We start from the raw sequence: 17,642 nt of genomic DNA, 5'->3' as shown, positions 1-17,642 counted from the left end.
TTGATTGCTGGAAATCATTTCTTGCGAATATGCCGAAACATTTCCGACAAATTTTGCGTCATACGAATAAGGCAAGTGCGTGGTAGAAAGGTGGTCACTTAGATGCAGGACTATTTGCGACAATGGAGAAAAAAATCTGCTGCGATGGCGCTCGCCCTGACCTTTGTCATAACGGGCACAGCCACTTGCGGTTTGGGTGTTCAGCAGGCGGACGCACGAGAAGGGGAAGTACCGACTACCGTTTCGTTCACAGACACGACAGGCCATTGGGCGGCAAAAGAGATTGCGACGGCAGCGAAAAGCGGGTTGATCCAAGGCTTTCCAGATGGGAGCTTTCAACCGGAACAAACCGTCACACAAGAGCAATTTTTGTCATTGATCGAGCGGGTGCTGCCATCCTTTCCGGGTCATGAACCCGATGCCTTTATTCGAGACTCGTATTTATCGAAAGCAGCGGGGCGCTGGTCCGAAAAAACATACACGCATCTGGCTGCAGCAGGAATCATGCCGACGGGTAAGCCGACTGATCCGATGACGCGCCTGGAGGCTACTAGGATCCTGCTGGCAGCTTTGGGGCATCAGTCAGAGGGCGAAAAATACCGGGGAACGAAAGCTCGTTTTTTTTCAGATCTTTCTACCGATAACGAATCACAGGTAATGATTGCCTACCCTGCTTACAAAATGGGGATCATGGCGGGATTTCCGGACGGAACCTTCCGTCCTGCAGAGAAAATCAGCCGGGCACAGGCTGTCGTGCTTTTGAATCGTCTGGAGAAACAAATCCTGGAGCTGTATCCGGGGGCGGTCACGGACGCTGAGAAAAAAGCGATGGCACAAGCTGTCTCTACGTTCATTGGGAATGTGATGGATAAGGAGAAAATTCGTCGCTATGACGAGCTGCTTGCTTATGTGAAAAAGAATGAATCGCCCGTGACGGAATCGTTCCTACGTGAGCACTTTTCGTTTATGCAATACGAGGTATACGATTATATTCGCTTCCCGCGTTTCAATGAGTTGACCTATTACGCGAAAATCGGCAGCAGCAAATATCGGATGACCGTGCAATATTACTCCGGTGAGCTGGGGGGAGCGTCGATAAGACCTTTTACCTGTCGTCCGCCGATGGCAAAACGTTCCGATTGATTGGAAAAGATGAATAGAAGCAAAAGAAAAGGCGAGCCACAAGTGGGCACGCCTTTTTACGATCCGCAGGAGTCTCATACGGTCCGATTGCGTCCTGCACCTAGACCGGAGCCGATCATCAAGATACTGACGATGATCAGCGTCCATATAGGAATGGTCCAAGAGTGCGTCAGATCAAAGAGAAACCCGATGAACATGGGACCGATGGCTGCCAGCAAATAACCGACGGACTGCGCCATGCCTGACAATTTGGCTGCCTCCTGAACGTGGGAAGCACGGATCACGATCAAGGTGAGAGCGAGGCTGATGCTGGCCCCTTGCGCAATTCCCAAAAGGAACAGGCTGCTGAGCATCAAGGGGAGATCTCCACCCATGAGCAGGCCGGCAAACCCAAGGACGGAGATGGTTCCGATGACGACTGTCATGAGGCGTTGATCAGTGAATCGACCAGCCAGGACAGGAGCGAAGAAGCTGGCAGGAAGACTGATTACCTGCACGAGAGACAAAAGCCAGCCTGCCGTCGCGAGATCGACGCCGTGCTGCTGCAAAATGGCGGGCAGCCAAGATATGGTGCAGTAAAAGATAAAGGATTGCAGGCCCATGAAAAAGGTGACTTGCCAAGCAAGCGCTGAGCGCCACAGCTTGTTTGTGGATGGCTTTGATGCAGCTGCCACAGTGGTATTCGCTTGTGCACGCAGCTGCGGAATCCAGCAGACGAGAGCGACGACGACCATGATGGTCCAGAAAGCGAGGGAGCCCTTCCAGCCAAACGCTGCCCCATGAGCAAGCGGGATGCTTACCCCTGAGGCCAGCGCTGCGCATAAAGACATGGCGGTGGTATACACGCTGGTCATGAGTCCGGCTTTTTGGGGAAAGCGTTGTTTGACCAAACCAGGCAGCAGGACGTTGAATATCGCGATGCCAGCTCCAATCAGCGCTGTCCCTGCAAACAGGGTGAAGATCATCCCGGTCGAGCGCAGGGGAATTCCGATCAGCAGGATCAAAAGTCCGGCAAACAAGGTTCGTTCCACGCCGAAGCGGTAACCGAGGGATGGGATCATGGGAGAAAACAAGGCAAATGCGAGCAGTGGAACAGTGGTCAACATCCCCGACATTCCATTAGAGAGCCCGAGATCAGCCCGTATGTCTCCGACGAGAGGGCCAACGGAGGTCAAGGGTGAGCGCATGGCAAACGTAATGAGAATGATCCCCGCGATGATGAGAAGAGGGTTCGGAGTGACCGGCTCCGCCTTTGTCTTTGCGGCAGCGAGTACGGGATTAGTCATGATGGGCTGCCTCCTTCCTGAATCAACTGGGCTAAGGCCGATTTGCTGGCCTCAATCATTTTGCTCACAGCCGTTTCTGCCGAATCGCAATCTTGGTTTGCGATCGCTTCTACCAGCTCGGCATGGGTTTTGTACTGTGTGTCCTTGAGGCCGGAAATATCCAGCGTACTCGTTACGGAGTAGAGAACCGATTCTGTCATGTGCTTGTACAGATCGATCATGACACTGTTTTTGGTTGCTTCCACGATGGCCATATGAAAGGCTACGTCGGCTTCTGTATACGATTTGGGATCCTTGCACACGCGATAGGCATACTCCAGCTTCTCGCGAATATGGATCAAATCCTCCATCGTGCGCCGCTGTGCAGCCAGACGGGCCACCTCTCGCTCAAGTCCGTACCGCACCTCCAAGATTTCCATGACCGCAGACCGTTGCAGACGGCGATGCATGGCAGCGCCGAATTCACTGGAAGAGCGGACGTACGTGCCGTCTCCTTGGCGCGCCTCGAGCATTCCTGTATGAGTCAACGCCTGGACGGCTTCTCGCAGAGTGTTGCGACTGACGCCGAGCTGCTCTACGAGCTCGGGCTCAGGAGGTATGCGTTCGCCTACCTTCCAATCGCCGGCTTCAATCCGCTTGGCCAGTTGCTCGACGATCTGTTTGACCAGCGAGGAACGAACCGTTTTTTGCAAAGACATATCGTAAACCTCCAAACATCGGATGATTGGTATTGCGCCAATTCTAGCAGATAGAAGCTGGTTATGACAACAAGTAAACTGTAGGCTGCTTTTTTCCCGTTCCTTGAAATAAAAAAGACAGGCACCTCCTCATGAAAGGGGTGGACCTGCCTTCCTTATTATCCTTTGGCAGCTGTTGCACTCTTGCGGCGCTCCCATAAGAGAGAGATTCCGACAATCACGACGGGGTAGAGTGCGGACCATCCGAGAAACGGGTAAAGACCCATGGTGAAAAGCAGGGAAGTCCAGGATGCGATCCGTCCGATCCTGCTGTCGCGGAGGAGTCGAACCCCTGCCAAACATCCGCCGATGTAAGTGGCGATAAAGGAGGCGTTTGGCAGTTCGATGAGTCGGGACAGATCAATCCAGCCGAAATACAGGATGCCGAGGACCACCGTGAAGCAAATGGCTAAAAAGAGAAGTCCTCCGACTGGGGTGCGGTATTTGGGGTGCAGGATCCCAAACCAGCGAGGCGCGACACCCTCCTGCGCGAGAGCGTACGCAATCCTTGATGCTGCTCCGACGTACGCATTGGCTGCCGCGATGCAAATGAACAGGGCGGTAACCGCGACGATCCATCCGCCGACGGGGCCAAGCGTCAGCTGGATCATGACGCTCAGAGAAGCGGCCGAGATACCGATGCCGTAACTGTGCGTAGCCACCGTCATGAAGGCTACGGAAAAGTAGAGAAGAGCGACAATACCCGCACTCCAAAGGACTCCGCGGACGGCATTTTTGGCGGGATCCACAAACTCTTCCGACAAATGGGTCACAGCCTCCCAGCCGATAAAACACCAAAACAGCAAGCCGGCAGCCTGTATGACACTGAGCCAGCCGTTAGGTGCAAAAGGCACAAAGCTGGCGGTAGAAGCATGCGGCATGGCAGCCACTACAGCGAGTATTAATATGGTAATGATCAAAGATACGACAACTGTTTGGACACGCGCTGCGACATGCATGCCGAGTACATTCATGGACAGAACCGTAATGAGAATGAGGGCAGCTGCAGCATACGTCTGGGTATCGCCCCAGTTCATCAGGACAGCGAGATAATTGGCTCCGGTTACACTCAAGATCGGAGCACCCATCGGCACGGATAAGAGAAAAAACCAGCCCACCATATTCCCGAACCGATCGCCGTACGCATTTCGCACAAACGTAGACACGCCTCCCGCGCTAGGATAGCGGGCGGACAACAGCCCCATCGTAATGGCCATCGGAACGACCAGGATGGACATCAGGAGCCAAGCCAGGATGGAAGCGGGCCCCGCTTTTTCAGCAGCCAGTCCGGGGATGAGCAAAACACCCGATCCGATTACTGCCCCTACGTATAAGGCGACGATTTGCGGCAATCCCAAGGTTTTGTGAAGACCATGCGGCCGAGCTGTTATTTTCCCCATGAAAAATCCCTCTCTTTATGCAAGCAAATAATGTGATAGGGGTAGTGTAGCATAGACTTAATGATCGGAGTTATCTATAATATTAGATAAAGGAAATCGGAAAAAACGATTGAAAAGGGGATGGGAGAATGGATACCCGCTATCTGCAGACTTTTCGTGAGGTGGCCAAATGCCAAAGCTTTACCAGAGCGGCGGAAGTGTTGGGATATGCGCAATCCAGTGTGACGACGCAGATTCAGAATTTGGAGACGGAGTTTGGGGTCACTCTCTTTGAGCGGTGGGGAAGAAAAATCAGGCTAACGCACGCCGGAGAGTCGCTCTTGGCATACAGTGATCAGGTCCTGGCGATTCTGGAGGAAGCCAAAGGCAATCTGTCCGAGCAAGCGCAAATGGCTGGGACGCTCAGCATCGGGACGGTAGAGTCGTTGGCGGCTTTTTATTTGCCGCCGCATTTGCAAAAGTTCCGCAGAGAACATCCGCGGATGCGGATGCAGCTGCATCCCGGCATCTGCCATGATCTGCGTCTGGGAGTTAAGGAAGGCAAGTACGATTTTGCGTTCGTACTCGATTGGCTGCAGGATCACCCTGACCTGACCAGCGTCAATCTCGGCGAAGAAAAAGTGGTGGTTGTCGCCGCGCCCCATCATCCATTGACGAAAAAGAAGAGAGTCGAGGCGAAAGACTTTTCTGGAGAAAGCTGGATTTTCACCGAGGCGGGCTGCAGCTATCGATCGATGATGGAAGCGGTCTTGCGAGATGCGGAGGCGACGATCGACATGGCTCTGGAGTTCGGCAGCCTCGAAGCGATCAAGCAGTGTGTCGCCTACGGGCTCGGCATTGCGCTCGTTCCCTACATTGCGGTCGCGGAGGAAGCAAAAAACGGAACGCTGGCCATTTTGCCCTTCTCCCATCCGGAAGTACGCGTTTATCGACAGCTGATTTATCATAAAAAGAAGTGGATGTCGCAAGCCCTGCTCCATTTTTTGGAGCTGCTGACAAACGACAATTACGAAAAAAATAAGGAATGGAAGGCTCAAAATGTAGAGAATATGGGTTGAACAGGAAAAACAGATGATGGTTGTACTTGCGTATGATATGATGAAGTCTGAGTGGTTTTTCTGTACTTTCTCATTCCGAGAAAGAAGATGAAAGTACAAGAAAAAATAAGGCTTTCGCAATGAGGACTTGGGTGTATGCCAAGTTTTTCTAAAGATGAAGGAGGTCCATCCGTACATGAACATGGTTTCTGAAAGCATCGTAAAAGATATGGCGTTGGCTCACAACGGCCATCTGAAAATTGACTGGGTAAAAGAGCACATGCCTGTGCTAAACCGCATCCGTGAGCGCTTTGAAAAAGAGCAGCCGTTTGCTGGTCTGAAAGTGGCGATCTCCCTTCACCTGGAAGCTAAAACAGCTTACTTGGCGAAAGTCGTGCAAGCGGGCGGCGCAGAAGTAACCATTACAGGCTCCAATCCGCTGTCTACACAGGATGATGTGTGCGCAGCGCTCGTGGAAGATGGCATCCGCGTATTCGCGAAGTACAACCCGGATCCTGCTGAATACAAAGAGCACATGATCAAAACCTTGGAAACCCGTCCTGACCTGATCATCGATGACGGCGGCGATCTGGTAACGATCCTCCACAGCGAGCGTCGCGACCTGCTCTCCCAAGTTCGTGGCGGGGCAGAAGAAACGACAACCGGCATTCTGCGCTTGAAAGCTTTGGAAAAAGAAGGCAAGCTGGAATTCCCGATGGTCGCCGTAAACGATGCGTTCTGCAAATACTTGTTTGACAACCGCTACGGTACTGGCCAATCCGTATGGGATGGCATCAACCGCACAACAAACCTGGTAGTAGCCGGAAAAACCGTTGTCGTGGTTGGATACGGCTGGTGCGGTAAGGGTGTAGCTATGCGTGCAAAAGGTCTGGGAGCGAAAGTCATCGTTACCGAGATCGACGCGATCAAAGCGGTAGAAGCATACATGGACGGCTTTGAAGTCATGCCGATGAGCGAAGCGGCAAAACACGGCGACTACTTTGTGACGGTTACCGGAAACCGCGACGTGATCCGCAAAGAGCACTTTGAAGTCATGAAAGATGGTGCGATCCTGTCCAATGCTGGCCACTTTGATGTCGAAGTAAACAAAGTGGAACTCGAAGCTTTGTCGACATCCCGCCGAATCGTGCGCAAAGACATCGAAGAATTTGTCATGGCAGATGGTCGAAAAGTGTACCTCCTGGCAGAAGGCCGCCTGGTTAACCTGGCTGCTGGCGACGGTCACCCTGCTGAAATCATGGATATGACGTTTGCCCTGCAAGCCGTTTCCTTGGCTTATGTGAACGAGCAATACAAAGCAATCGGGAAGCAAGTTCTGAATGTGCCGTACGAGCTGGATGCGATGGTGGCACAATACAAACTGGAAGCGCTTGGAATCGGCATCGACAAATTGACCGACGAACAAAAAGCGTACCTGGACAGCTGGGTCGAATAGACCGCGAAAACCGTCCTTTCCCGGAAAAAAAATAAACGAAAAAATCCTGCTTACAAATGCAGGATTTTTTTTTATAATAACAAGTAGGCATCAAAGTGGGGAAAAGTGGGGGAAAGTGGAGCCACTCGGTAGGAAAGTGGGGGACTAGGGCGTGTTCATGGGGGAATACCAGCATAGCATCGACGAAAAAGGCCGCCTGACGATCCCAGCCAAATTCCGTGAAGGGCTTGGAACTACCTTCGTGATGACCCGCGGTTTGGACCAGTGTTTGTTTGCCTACCCTATGGAAGAATGGAAGCAGCTCGAGGAACGACTCAAAACACTTCCCTTTACCAAGGCGGATGCACGTGCTTTCACACGTTTCTTCTTTTCTGGTGCGACCGAATGCGAGTGGGACAAGCAGGGAAGGGTAAATATACCACAGAATCTGCGCGATCACGCTGGCGTGCAAAAGGAATGCGTCGTCATCGGGGTATCCAATCGTGTGGAGGTATGGAGCAAAGAGCGCTGGGAGGATTACTTCGCCCAGTCTGAGGGCTCTTTCGGCGATATTGCCGAGAAGCTGGTTGATTTTGATTTGTAGCAGCTAGAAGAACGGGAGTGACGATCTTGTCGTTTCATCATGTAACCGTATTACGGGACGAAGCTGTCGCCGGACTGAACATTCGGCCAGGCGGAATATACGTGGATTGTACGTTGGGTGGAGCAGGGCACAGCAGCCTGATCGCTTCCCAACTGACGGAAGGCGGAAGACTGATTGCGATCGATCAGGACGATTGGGCTTTGAACAACGCACGCGATCGCTTGTCTTCTGTGATGGATAGAGTCACGCTGGTGAAGAGCAATTTTCGCCATATCAAGGATATCGTTAGTGATTTGGGATTGGATGGAGTAGACGGGATCCTGTTTGACTTGGGTGTTTCTTCCCCGCAGCTGGATGAGGGAGAGCGTGGATTCAGCTACAATGCCGATGCACCGCTGGACATGCGAATGGATCAGCAGGCTCCACTGACCGCCTACGACATCATCAATGAATGGGACGAAGAAGAGATTGCCAAGATCATCTGGGAGTACGGTGAAGAGAAATTTTCCCGGCGAATTGCCCGGCAAATCGTTCAATACCGTGCCAAAAAGCCTGTTGAGACAACGGGTGAGCTGGTAGAGCTGATCAAGGAAGGAATTCCTGCGGCTGCGCGGCGCACAGGACCTCATCCTGCCAAACGAACTTTTCAAGCGATCCGTATCGCAGTGAATGATGAATTGAATGCTTTCAAGGAAGCGGTCGCTGATGCCATCAGTGTTCTCCGTCCGGAAGGCAGAGTGAGCGTCATCACCTTCCATTCATTAGAAGACCGGATCTGCAAGCAAGTCTATCAGGAACTGTCCAAAGGCTGCACTTGCCCGCCGTCCTTTCCGATCTGCGCGTGCGGAAATGAGGCCACAGTGAAAGTCATTACACGCAAGCCAATTTTGCCTTCAGAAGAAGAGCTGGAAGCGAACCCGCGTGCGCGATCCGCAAAGCTACGAGTAGCGGAAAAGCTATAAGCAGGCGGCACTAACGGGAAAAGGAGAGAGAAAAGGCGATGAGCTATTACTACCGCGGTAATCTTGCTGTGGAATTGGAACAGAAATCGCGAACCGTAACGAAAACCAAACGAACCATCCGGATCAAGCCGACGATTCCGACGGGAGAAAAGCTGTTGTATTTGCTCTTTATCTCATTGACTGTCATTGGTCTGGGTCTGGTGGGAGTGCGTTACTCCCAAATTTCTCAATACAACTACGACATTCAGAGTACGAAAAAAGAGAATCGGCTTTTGGGAGAAAAAAATGCGGCGGTGAAGCTGCAAATTGAGCAAATGAGCAATCGGGATCGCATTCAGAGCGAGGCGGAACGACAAGGGATGGTGTTCAATCCTGATGCCGTCCACGTCATCGGCCAGGCCAAGAGTGGGGAAAAAGTGAAAGCGAGCTCCCTTCCTTCTACACAATCGAAACAACCATTACCATAATGTTACTAGCGTCAATCGCGGTAACATTTTTTCTTACTATCCCCTCCATCGGGAAGGGCATATTTACCGATGATAGTTAAAGAAGTGAAGTCGCAAGCAATGAGCGACGATCATAGTCGTGATGGAGTGAGGTAGCATGGAAGCGAAACGACGCGTGAACTGGCGAATTCTCATCTTTGCCCTGTGTTTGATCCTGGTATTCTCCGGGTTGAGCTTTCGCGTCTGGTGGATCCAGACTGTAGATGCAGCCAAGATCATGGATTACGCGAGCGGGCAGTGGGATTGGGCCAAAACGCTCAAGCCTAAGCGCGGAGCCATCATGGACCGCAATGGTGAAATTCTCGCCTACGAAGGTAAGGCGTATACCGTGAACGCACGGCTAAAGCCGCAAAATGATAAGGATCAGGATTTTGTGAAAGATCCTTATTATACGGCTACAACCTTGGCCAAAATTTTGAATGCTCCCGTAGACGAGCTGCTGAAGCCGCTGACCAAGCAAAACTCCAAAGTGGTACTGCTCGGCCGATACGGCAGCAAGATTACGGAAGAGCAGAAAAAGCTGATTCAGGATGCTCAGTTTCCGAAGCTTCCAAGCGGGGAACAGGTGGAAAACAATCAGCTGCCGGGGATTTACTTGACGGAAACGACTCGCCGCTTCTATCCCAACAACAGCTTCGCCGCACATGTTCTCGGTTACCTGGACTTGGATGAACAGCCGAAAATGGGGATCGAGCTTCAGCTAGACAAGGAATTGCGCGGTGAAAAAGGGGAGATGGAGGTCATGACGGACGGTGCAGGCTACCAGCTGCCAGATGGCGAGAGGAAGTACAAGCCGGCAAAGGATGGCGATAACGTCTATCTGACCATTGACCGCCAGATCCAGGATTACGTAGAGCAAGCGCTGGACAAAGCAGAGCGAGATTTCAAGCCAAAAGGACTGACGGTCGTGGTGTCCGATCCGCAGACGGGTGAGATCTTGGCGATGGGCAACCGCTCCCAGTTCAATCCGAATACGTACTACAACGGGATTACGAACTATACGAACCACGCCGTTACGTCGATGTTTGAGCCGGGTTCGACCTTTAAGATCATCACGCTGGCCGCGGCGATCGAAGAAGGCTTGTTCAATCCGAATGATACGTACAATTCCGGTACATACACGATCAAAGGGCAGATTCCGATCCGTGACCACAACAATGGGCAAGGGTGGGGCCGCATCAGCTACCTGGAAGGCGTGCAGCGCTCCAGTAACGTTATCTTTGTGATTCTCGGTTACGAAAAATTAAAGCTTGAGAAGCTAAAGGAATACTTCTCAAAATTTGGAATTGGGGCTTTGACGGGCATCGAGCTTCCTTACGAGAAAAAAGGAAACCTGATCAACCTCGAAAAACCGCAGTCTCCGCGTGACTGGGCGGTTACTACGTTCGGACAGGGTGTAACCGTGACGGCCATTCAGCAGATTGCGGCAGTAGGGGCGATCGCAAATGGCGGTGAACTGCTCAAGCCTCACATTGTGAAAGAATTGCGCGATCCGCATACCGGCGCCGTCGTAAAACGAACAGAACGTGAGGTAGTGCGCCGCGTTGTAAGCGAAGCGACCGCCAAGCAGACGCGGGACATTCTGGAGACAGTCGTATCAGGGGATGCCGGTACAGGGAAATCCTACCAGATCGAGGGTTATCATGTGGCGGGGAAAACGGGTACCGCGCAAAAATACGACCCCAATACGGGCAAGATCATGGAAGGTCATTACCTCGCTTCCTTTATCGGTTTCGCTCCGAAAGACAATCCGAGACTGCTGGTTTACGTTGTGGTGGATGACCCGACAACCGATGAATGGTACGGGACTTGGGGGAAAACGATCATCGCTCCGATCTTCAAATCCGTCATGGAGCGCAGTCTGCAGTACCTGCAGCAGCAGCCGGACATTCAAGCTGCCAAATCGGCATCGTCGAATAAAGGAAAAGCGCAAGTAGCAGCACAGGCATCGCAACCCGTTCAGGAAGTGACCCTGCCGAAGTTTGTGGGGATGTCCAATACGGCAGCTCAACTCCGGGCGAAGCAGGACAAGCTGACCGTGTCTGTCATCGGTACGGGAACCAAAATTGTCGAGCAATACCCGGCTCCCTATGAAAAGGTAGTGTCAGGAAGTCAGGTCGTTCTGGTGACGGATCGCGTCAAAGGCTCCAAAATGCCGGATTTCACAGGCAAGTCGCTGCGTGATGTGATGGAATTCAGCTCGCTGGTGAACATCCCGGTCAGAGCAACAGGTGCAGGCTTCGTCGCCTCGCAGAGCATTCCGGCAGGGACAGTCCTCACAGGATCAGAAAAACTGCAAGTTACCCTGCGTTCCGAATCAGAGCCGCCTGCATCATCCACAAGCCAATCGGGTACGGGGGAGGGGCAGGGAGGCATGGTGCCCCCTGGCACTACGAACCCAGCAGGGACAACCGCAAACACCCCCGCGGGAGGGGCTTCCGGAGGAGCAGGAACGACTGGAGGATCTTCCACGCCTGTAAATCCGACAGGAACTCCGAATGACAACGGAATGGGACAGACTGGCGAATCCTACCAGTCTAACCAATCTAGCCAGTCCGGTGCGAGTACAAGTCCATAGTTCTAAGTCGTCCCCCCGACGAATAGGGTAAAAGAGACAACCTATTCGAGGGGGGACTCGCTTTGCGGGTATCCAATGCAACTGTTCGTCGTCGTATCTTCGTCGCACTGATTATCGGCATCGTGATGTACTGCGCTCTTATCACCCGACTCGGGTATGTGCAATTGATAGAGGGTCCCAAGCTGGCGCAGATGGCAGACAATTTATTGGATCGCGAAATCAAGTTCAAGCCAAATCGGGGACGGATTCTCGACCGCGAAGGAAACGAGCTTGTCACCAATGTCAGCGTACCTACGATCGTTGCTGTTCCGGCACAGCTGAAGGATCCGCGTGAGACAGCCAAGAAGCTTGCGGTCATTTTAGAGCAGCCGGAAGAAGCAGTCTTTAAAGCGATCACGAAAAAAGGGATGAGCAATGACCAGATCCCTGGCGGCAAAAAGATTTCACCGGAAAAGGCCAAGAAGGTTCAAGAGTTGAATTTGCCAGGCATATACTTGGCAGGAGATACCAAGCGCTTTTATCCGAACGGGACGATGGCAGCGCACATCCTCGGCTTCACGGGGATTGATAATCAAGGGCTGACAGGGCTGGAGCGCATCTACGATCCCTTTTTGAAAGGAACGGAGGGACATATTTCCTTCCCTTCTGATGCAAAGGGCCGAGTGATGCCTGGCGGATCAGAGGAATATGTGGCACCGGTGAATGGAATGGACATGTATCTGACACTGGACAGCGGCATCCAATCGTTTATCGAAAGAGAGCTGGATCAGGCAGTAGTCGCCTATCAGCCGGATGACGTCTTGGCTATTGCGATGAATCCAAAAACGGGAGAAATATTAGGGATGGGAAGCAGGCCGACGTTTCAGCCTGACCAGTACAGGGACTACCCATCCGAGGTGTACAACCGCAATCTTCCCATCTGGAAAACATACGAGCCAGGGTCCACTTTCAAGATTGTTACTCTGGCAGCAGCGCTCAATGAAGGGGTAGTCAACCTGAATGAAGGGTTTTACGATCCGGGCTACATCACCGTTGCCGGAAAACGTCTGCGCTGCTGGAAGCGCCAGGGGCACGGCCAGGAAACGATGCTGGAAGTCGTGGAGAACTCCTGCAACCCCGGGTTTGTGACGATGGGTCAGAGGCTGCAAAAAGAGAGACTGTTTGATTACATCAAGAAATTCGGCTTCGGGCAAAAGACTGGCGTGGATTTGATCGGTGAGGAGAACGGCCTGCTGTTCAACCTCAATCGGGTAGGTCCTGTTGAGCTGGGGACGACTTCATTTGGCCAGGGCGTATCGGTTACGCCCATCCAGCAAATGGCGGCAGTCTCCGCTGCGATCAACGGCGGCAAACTGATGAAGCCCTACGTTGCCAAAGAATGGCGGGACAGCGTGACCCATGATGTAGTGGGCAGGACGCTCCCGACTGAGGTCCGCCAAGTCATTACACCGGAGACTTCCGCAAAAGTCCGTTATGCGCTGGAGAGTGTCGTGGCACAGGGGACGGGGAACAAGGCGTACATCGAAGGATACAGGGTAGGCGGAAAGACAGGGACAGCCCAAAAGGTCAAGGACGGGCGTTACATGGATGGAGAGTACATCGTATCCTTCATCGGGTTTGCTCCGGCAGACGATCCGCAAATCGTCGTGTACTTCGCGGTCGACAACCCCAAAGCCTTGGCATTCGGCGGTCTGATTGCAGCGCCGAGCGTGAGGAGCATTATCGAATCGTCGCTGCAGCATTTGGGGGTTCCGAAACGAAAAGATGGGATTCCAAAAGAACTCAACAAGGCTCTAGGTGAAAAAAGTCCGATTGAGGTGCCTAACATGGTAGGTCAAACGATGCAGGATGTCGCGACCACTTATGAGACCTTGCCACTAGTTGTTTCAGGCAAAGGAAAGTACGTCATCCAGCAGTCACCGGCACCTGGTGTGAAAATCGATGACGGCGGAAAAATTCGCATCTACCTTGGTGACAAATTGAGCAATTAGCTATAAAATGAGATTTCGAAGGCGGAGGGGAGTAGGCTTCACTACGAGCACTCTGCCTCCGCCTTTGTACAAATCACCAAATTTTTGTCTATACTAGTTGGAGAATGGGGTGCCTGTTTCATGTTTCTACGGGATCTGCTCATGCCTCTGCTGCCGGTTACGATTGCAGGGGATGACAGCATGGAGATTACAGGTTTGACAGCAGACTCGCGCCAGGTAAAACCCGGCTATTTGTTTGTTTGTCTGACTGGATATACCGTGGATGGACATTCGTTTGCGGCCCAAGCGGTTCAAAGAGGAGCCGTTGCCGTACTATCCGAAAAAGATTTGGACGTGCCAGCGACTATTGTCAAAGTTCCGGATACCCGGAGGGCAATGGCCATGCTGGCTGACCGTTTTTACGGCTCTCCCACGCGTGAACTGAAGCTGATCGGTGTGACGGGGACGAACGGCAAGACAACCACCACGCACTTGATCGACAAGATTTTGCGCGACCAAAGCAAGCAGACCGGACTGATCGGCACGATTCACATGCGGATCGGCGATGTCACAGAAGACGTCAAAAACACGACGCCCGATGCGCTGGATCTGCAGAAGAGCTTTCGCCGGATGCGTGATGTAAATACGGAATACGCGATCATCGAGGTTTCTTCCCACGCGCTGGAAATGGGGCGCGTACGTGGCTGCAATGTACATACCGCAGTCTTCACCAATTTGACGCAAGATCATCTGGACTATCACAAGACGATGGAAAACTACCGCTATGCCAAATCCCTGCTGTTTTCCCAATTGGGCAATAGCTATGAACCGGATCGGCTGAAAACGGCAGTTTTGAATGCAGATGACGAAGCTTCCGAGCTGTACGCGACGGTGACCCCCGCTCGAATCCTGACTTACGGAATCGATCGTGCGGCAGACGTTCATGCGACGGACATCGAAATCACCAGCAGAGGGACCTCTTTTACCGTGGAGACCTTTGCGGGCAATGTCCGGATGAACCTCAAGCTGATGGGCAAGTTCAACGTGTACAATGCGCTGGCTGCGACAGCGGTAGCGCTGGCGGAAGGTATTTCGCTGGAAGAAATTAAAAACAGCCTGGAGGAAGTCGCAGGGGTAAACGGACGCTTCGAAGCTGTAGATGCGGGACAGCCGTTTGCCGTTCTCGTCGATTATTCGCATACACCAGACAGTCTGGAAAATGCGCTCATGACGGTAAAGGAATTTGCGAAGCAGCGTACTTTTTGCATCGTGGGCTGCGGCGGGGACCGGGATCGGACCAAGCGCCCGATTATGGCTCAGATTGCAACGAGATATGCAGATCGGACCGTCTTAACGTCAGATAACCCACGCTCCGAGGAGCCGCAAGCCATCCTGGATGACATGCTTGCCGGCCTCGCAGCAGTGTCAAAAGATCGCTATATCGCCATAGCTGACAGGCGTGAAGCCATCAACTACGCGGTTTCAGAGGCAAAACCAGGCGATGTCATACTGATCGCAGGAAAAGGACACGAAACGTATCAAATCATCAAAGATCAAGTACTGCCGTTTGACGACCGTGAAGTTGCGCGGGAAGCGATCGCCACGTACAACCAAGAATAGAGACAGATGCGATTAAGTAGCATCGGAGAAAGGAGGTTCGGGCATGTTCGCTGACAACGTACTCATCGTCACGATCGTCGCCGCGTTTCTCATTGCCGTACTCATTGGTCCGCTCTTTATCCCGGTACTTCGCCGCCTCAAATTTGGGCAGGCGATTCGGGAAGAAGGGCCGAATTCCCATCAAAAGAAGGCGGGTACCCCTACCATGGGCGGAACCATCATTCTTTTGGCACTCATTTTTACCGTGTTAAAGTTTGCCAATGCTAACATGGAAATTTACTTCCTCTTACTGGTGACGCTTGGATACGGACTGATTGGTTTCCTGGATGACTTTATCAAAATCAAAAAGAAGCGAAATTTGGGACTGACTGCAAGGCAAAAGTTTGCAGGGCAAATTCTCCTGGCGGTAGGGGCGTACATCCTGCTGATTCTTATGGGGCATGATACTTCCTTGCATTTGCCAGGAACTCCTTGGAAGCTGGAGCTTGGCTACTTCTACTTCCCGTTCCTCTTGTTCCTGCTGGTGGGAACGACGAATGCCGTCAACCTGACAGACGGGCTGGACGGCCTCTTGGCAGGCACGGGAGCCATCGCGTTTGGTGCGTATGCCATCATCGCTTGGTTCGGTCAGGACTATGACACCGCCATCTTCAGCGCAGCTGTCGTCGGCGCTGTTCTCGGCTTCCTCGTTTTCAATGCTCACCCTGCGCGCGTATTCATGGGGGATACGGGATCGCTGGGATTGGGCGGTGCCTTGGCGGGGATCGCCATCATGACAAAAACAGAGCTGTTGCTCGCGATCATCGGCGGAGTCTTCGTCGTCGAGACGCTCTCCGTCATCATGCAAGTCGTTTCCTTTAAAACCAGAGGCAAACGCATTTTCCGGATGAGTCCGCTTCACCACCACTTTGAACTGACAGGCTGGTCAGAGTGGCGAGTAGTCGTGACGTTCTGGCTCGTAGGCATGTTCTTTGCCGGACTGGGTGTATACCTCGAGGTGGTGACAATCAGATGAATCGCTATCAGCATAAACATGTGGTAGTAATAGGAATGGCGAAAAGCGGTGTGGCAGTGGCAAAACTGCTCCACCGCTTTGGTGCGAATGTCGTCGTGAATGATAAAAAGCCAAGGGAAGAGGCTTCGGGTGCAGAGGAGCTGGAGGCGCTCGGAATTCCTGTCATTTGTGGATACCACCCCGATGATCTGATTCATTCCGGGGTATCTCTGGTCGTCAAAAATCCGGGCATTCCCTACGAGGCTCCTCCGGTAGCCAAAGCAGTGGAGCTTGGCATTCCGGTCGTAACCGAGGTCGAGCTGGCCTATCAAATCGCCAAGGCTCCGATCATTGGGATTACCGGTTCCAACGGGAAGACGACCACCACGACGCTGGTTGGACTGATCCTGAAAGAAGCTGGGATTGACGCAATGGTAGGGGGGAACATCGGCACCGTCCTGTGCGGATTGGCCGAAGTGGCCGAGCCCGATCAATGGCTGGTTGCGGAGCTGAGCAGCTTTCAATTGATGGGGACCCGGGAGTTTCGACCGCGCATCGGCGTCCTGCTGAACCTGTACCCTGCCCATCTGGATTACCACCACACGATGGATGAATACCTCGCGGCTAAAGGTAAGCTGTTTGCCAATCAAACAGCAGAGGATGCAGCGATTTTGCCTTATGATCAACTGGAAGTGCGGGAGAAATGCAATCCCAGTGCACGCACGTACTACTTTAGCAAGACGTCGGAGGTGCCGCGCGGAGCGTTTGTGGATCAAGGCATGATCGTCTTCGTGGATGGTGAAGGGAATCGGGAAGAAATCATCGCAGCCGATGACATAACCGTACCTCATGTGGACAATGCCCTGGCGGCAGTCATCGTGACGATGCTGGCGGGTGCGGACAAGCAATCCATCGCGCAGGTTCTTTCCACGTTCCCTGGCGTGGAGCATCGGATGGAGTTTGTCGCTGTCAAAAACGGGGTAAAGTACTTTAACGATTCCAAGGCGACGAATCCGGAAGCGGCATCCAGAGCGCTGCAGGCGTGCAAGGAGCCGATTGTCTGGATCTGCGGAGGGCTGGATCGGGGAATCGATTTTCAGGAGCTGGTTCCTGTCATCCGCGGCCGCGTGAAAGCGGTAGTTGCTCTAGGGGAGACGGCGCCAATTTTGCTCGAGCGAGCGAAAGAAGCAGGGATTAACGAGGGAATCCGTGTCGATACTGTGGAGGCAGCCGTTCTTGCTGCTTCGCAGTTTGCTGACGCGGGAGATGTGGTTTTGCTCAGCCCGGCGTGTGCGAGCTGGGACATGTTTCCTTCGTTTGAAGTGCGGGGGAGCATGTTTAAGGACGGCGTGCATAGACTGTAAACAAGC

At 52.8% G+C, this 17,642-nt stretch carries 14 protein-coding genes; 11 read left to right on the top strand and 3 right to left on the bottom strand.

Annotation, left to right across the window (positions count from 1 at the left end; genetic code table 11):
- The first annotated feature begins 102 nt into the window (after window positions 1–102).
- Complete coding sequence (locus tag JNE38_RS19540; RefSeq protein ID WP_238933381.1) at window positions 103–1,143, top strand: S-layer homology domain-containing protein; 1,041 nt, start codon at window positions 103–105, stop codon at window positions 1,141–1,143.
- A gap of 74 nt (window positions 1,144–1,217) precedes the next feature.
- Here the strand turns inward: JNE38_RS19540 and JNE38_RS19535 are convergent, their stop codons facing one another.
- The 3 genes from JNE38_RS19535 to JNE38_RS19525 all read right to left on the bottom strand — a co-directional run bounded on the left by JNE38_RS19535 (window position 1,218) and on the right by JNE38_RS19525 (window position 4,566).
- Window positions 1,218–2,429, bottom strand: coding sequence for a CynX/NimT family MFS transporter (locus JNE38_RS19535; RefSeq protein ID WP_203255280.1), 1,212 nt, complete (start codon window positions 2,427–2,429; stop codon window positions 1,218–1,220).
- Window positions 2,426–3,127: a FadR/GntR family transcriptional regulator gene (locus JNE38_RS19530; RefSeq protein WP_203255279.1), complete on the bottom strand. Its 702-nt coding sequence runs from the start codon at window positions 3,125–3,127 to the stop codon at window positions 2,426–2,428. Before JNE38_RS19530 ends, JNE38_RS19535 begins: the two co-directional genes overlap by 4 nt.
- A 158-nt stretch (window positions 3,128–3,285) precedes the next feature.
- A complete protein-coding gene (locus tag JNE38_RS19525; protein ID WP_203255278.1) occupies window positions 3,286–4,566 on the bottom strand; it encodes an APC family permease in 1,281 nt (426 codons plus the stop codon).
- 128 nt (window positions 4,567–4,694) lie between these two features.
- Between JNE38_RS19525 and JNE38_RS19520 the strand changes: the two genes are divergently transcribed.
- From JNE38_RS19520 to murD, 10 genes are all read left to right on the top strand, one after another.
- Window positions 4,695–5,624, top strand: a complete 930-nt coding sequence (locus JNE38_RS19520) for a LysR family transcriptional regulator (RefSeq protein WP_203255277.1) — start codon at window positions 4,695–4,697, stop codon at window positions 5,622–5,624.
- 175 nt (window positions 5,625–5,799) lie between these two features.
- On the top strand, window positions 5,800–7,059 hold the full coding sequence (locus JNE38_RS19515; RefSeq protein WP_203255276.1) for an adenosylhomocysteinase: 1,260 nt from the start codon (window positions 5,800–5,802) through the stop codon (window positions 7,057–7,059).
- Between the two features lie 151 nt (window positions 7,060–7,210).
- On the top strand, window positions 7,211–7,642 hold the full coding sequence (mraZ, locus tag JNE38_RS19510; protein ID WP_203255275.1) for a division/cell wall cluster transcriptional repressor MraZ: 432 nt from the start codon (window positions 7,211–7,213) through the stop codon (window positions 7,640–7,642).
- A gap of 17 nt (window positions 7,643–7,659) precedes the next feature.
- The gene (rsmH, locus tag JNE38_RS19505) at window positions 7,660–8,604 is read left to right on the top strand and encodes a 16S rRNA (cytosine(1402)-N(4))-methyltransferase RsmH (protein ID WP_203255274.1); all 945 of its coding nucleotides are present in this window, start codon (window positions 7,660–7,662) and stop codon (window positions 8,602–8,604) included.
- Between the two features lie 38 nt (window positions 8,605–8,642).
- Window positions 8,643–9,071 (top strand): cell division protein FtsL, encoded by a 429-nt coding sequence (locus tag JNE38_RS19500; protein WP_203255273.1) that lies wholly within the window; start codon window positions 8,643–8,645, stop codon window positions 9,069–9,071.
- A gap of 136 nt (window positions 9,072–9,207) precedes the next feature.
- On the top strand, window positions 9,208–11,688 hold the full coding sequence (locus JNE38_RS19495) for a penicillin-binding protein (protein ID WP_203255272.1): 2,481 nt from the start codon (window positions 9,208–9,210) through the stop codon (window positions 11,686–11,688).
- A 62-nt stretch (window positions 11,689–11,750) separates the two neighbouring features.
- Complete coding sequence (locus JNE38_RS19490) at window positions 11,751–13,679, top strand: stage V sporulation protein D (protein WP_203255271.1); 1,929 nt, start codon at window positions 11,751–11,753, stop codon at window positions 13,677–13,679.
- 120 nt (window positions 13,680–13,799) lie between these two features.
- Window positions 13,800–15,278 carry a UDP-N-acetylmuramoyl-L-alanyl-D-glutamate--2,6-diaminopimelate ligase gene (locus JNE38_RS19485; RefSeq protein WP_203255270.1) on the top strand — a complete coding sequence of 493 codons (1,479 nt, stop codon included), beginning with the start codon at window positions 13,800–13,802 and terminating at the stop codon, window positions 15,276–15,278.
- Window positions 15,279–15,321: 43 nt separating this feature from the next.
- Entirely contained in the window at window positions 15,322–16,293 is a 972-nt protein-coding gene (mraY, locus tag JNE38_RS19480) for a phospho-N-acetylmuramoyl-pentapeptide-transferase (protein ID WP_203255269.1), read from the top strand.
- Window positions 16,290–17,636: a UDP-N-acetylmuramoyl-L-alanine--D-glutamate ligase gene (murD, locus tag JNE38_RS19475; RefSeq protein WP_203255268.1), complete on the top strand. Its 1,347-nt coding sequence runs from the start codon at window positions 16,290–16,292 to the stop codon at window positions 17,634–17,636. Before mraY ends, murD begins: the two co-directional genes overlap by 4 nt.
- The last annotated feature ends 6 nt before the right edge of the window (window positions 17,637–17,642 follow it).

The sequence above is a fragment of the Brevibacillus choshinensis genome (assembly GCF_016811915.1).
In the GTDB taxonomy this organism is placed as follows: Bacteria; Bacillota; Bacilli; order Brevibacillales; family Brevibacillaceae; genus Brevibacillus; species Brevibacillus choshinensis_A.
This window is presented reverse-complemented; position numbering and strand designations above follow the sequence as displayed.

Excerpts from the sequence above, each read along its gene's own strand:
- mraY (WP_203255269.1), top strand. The coding sequence starts at position 15,322 with ATGTTCGCTGACAACGTACTCATCGTCACGATCGTCGCCGCGTTTCTC.
- JNE38_RS19495 (WP_203255272.1), top strand. The coding sequence starts at position 9,208 with ATGGAAGCGAAACGACGCGTGAACTGGCGAATTCTCATCTTTGCCCTG.
- JNE38_RS19485 (WP_203255270.1), top strand. The coding sequence starts at position 13,800 with ATGTTTCTACGGGATCTGCTCATGCCTCTGCTGCCGGTTACGATTGCA.
- JNE38_RS19540 (WP_238933381.1), top strand. The coding sequence starts at position 103 with ATGCAGGACTATTTGCGACAATGGAGAAAAAAATCTGCTGCGATGGCG.
- JNE38_RS19530 (WP_203255279.1), bottom strand. The coding sequence starts at position 3,127 with ATGTCTTTGCAAAAAACGGTTCGTTCCTCGCTGGTCAAACAGATCGTC.
- JNE38_RS19500 (WP_203255273.1), top strand. The coding sequence starts at position 8,643 with ATGAGCTATTACTACCGCGGTAATCTTGCTGTGGAATTGGAACAGAAA.
- murD (WP_203255268.1), top strand. The coding sequence starts at position 16,290 with ATGAATCGCTATCAGCATAAACATGTGGTAGTAATAGGAATGGCGAAA.
- JNE38_RS19520 (WP_203255277.1), top strand. The coding sequence starts at position 4,695 with ATGGATACCCGCTATCTGCAGACTTTTCGTGAGGTGGCCAAATGCCAA.
- JNE38_RS19535 (WP_203255280.1), bottom strand. The coding sequence starts at position 2,429 with ATGACTAATCCCGTACTCGCTGCCGCAAAGACAAAGGCGGAGCCGGTC.
- JNE38_RS19515 (WP_203255276.1), top strand. The coding sequence starts at position 5,800 with ATGAACATGGTTTCTGAAAGCATCGTAAAAGATATGGCGTTGGCTCAC.
- JNE38_RS19525 (WP_203255278.1), bottom strand. The coding sequence starts at position 4,566 with ATGGGGAAAATAACAGCTCGGCCGCATGGTCTTCACAAAACCTTGGGA.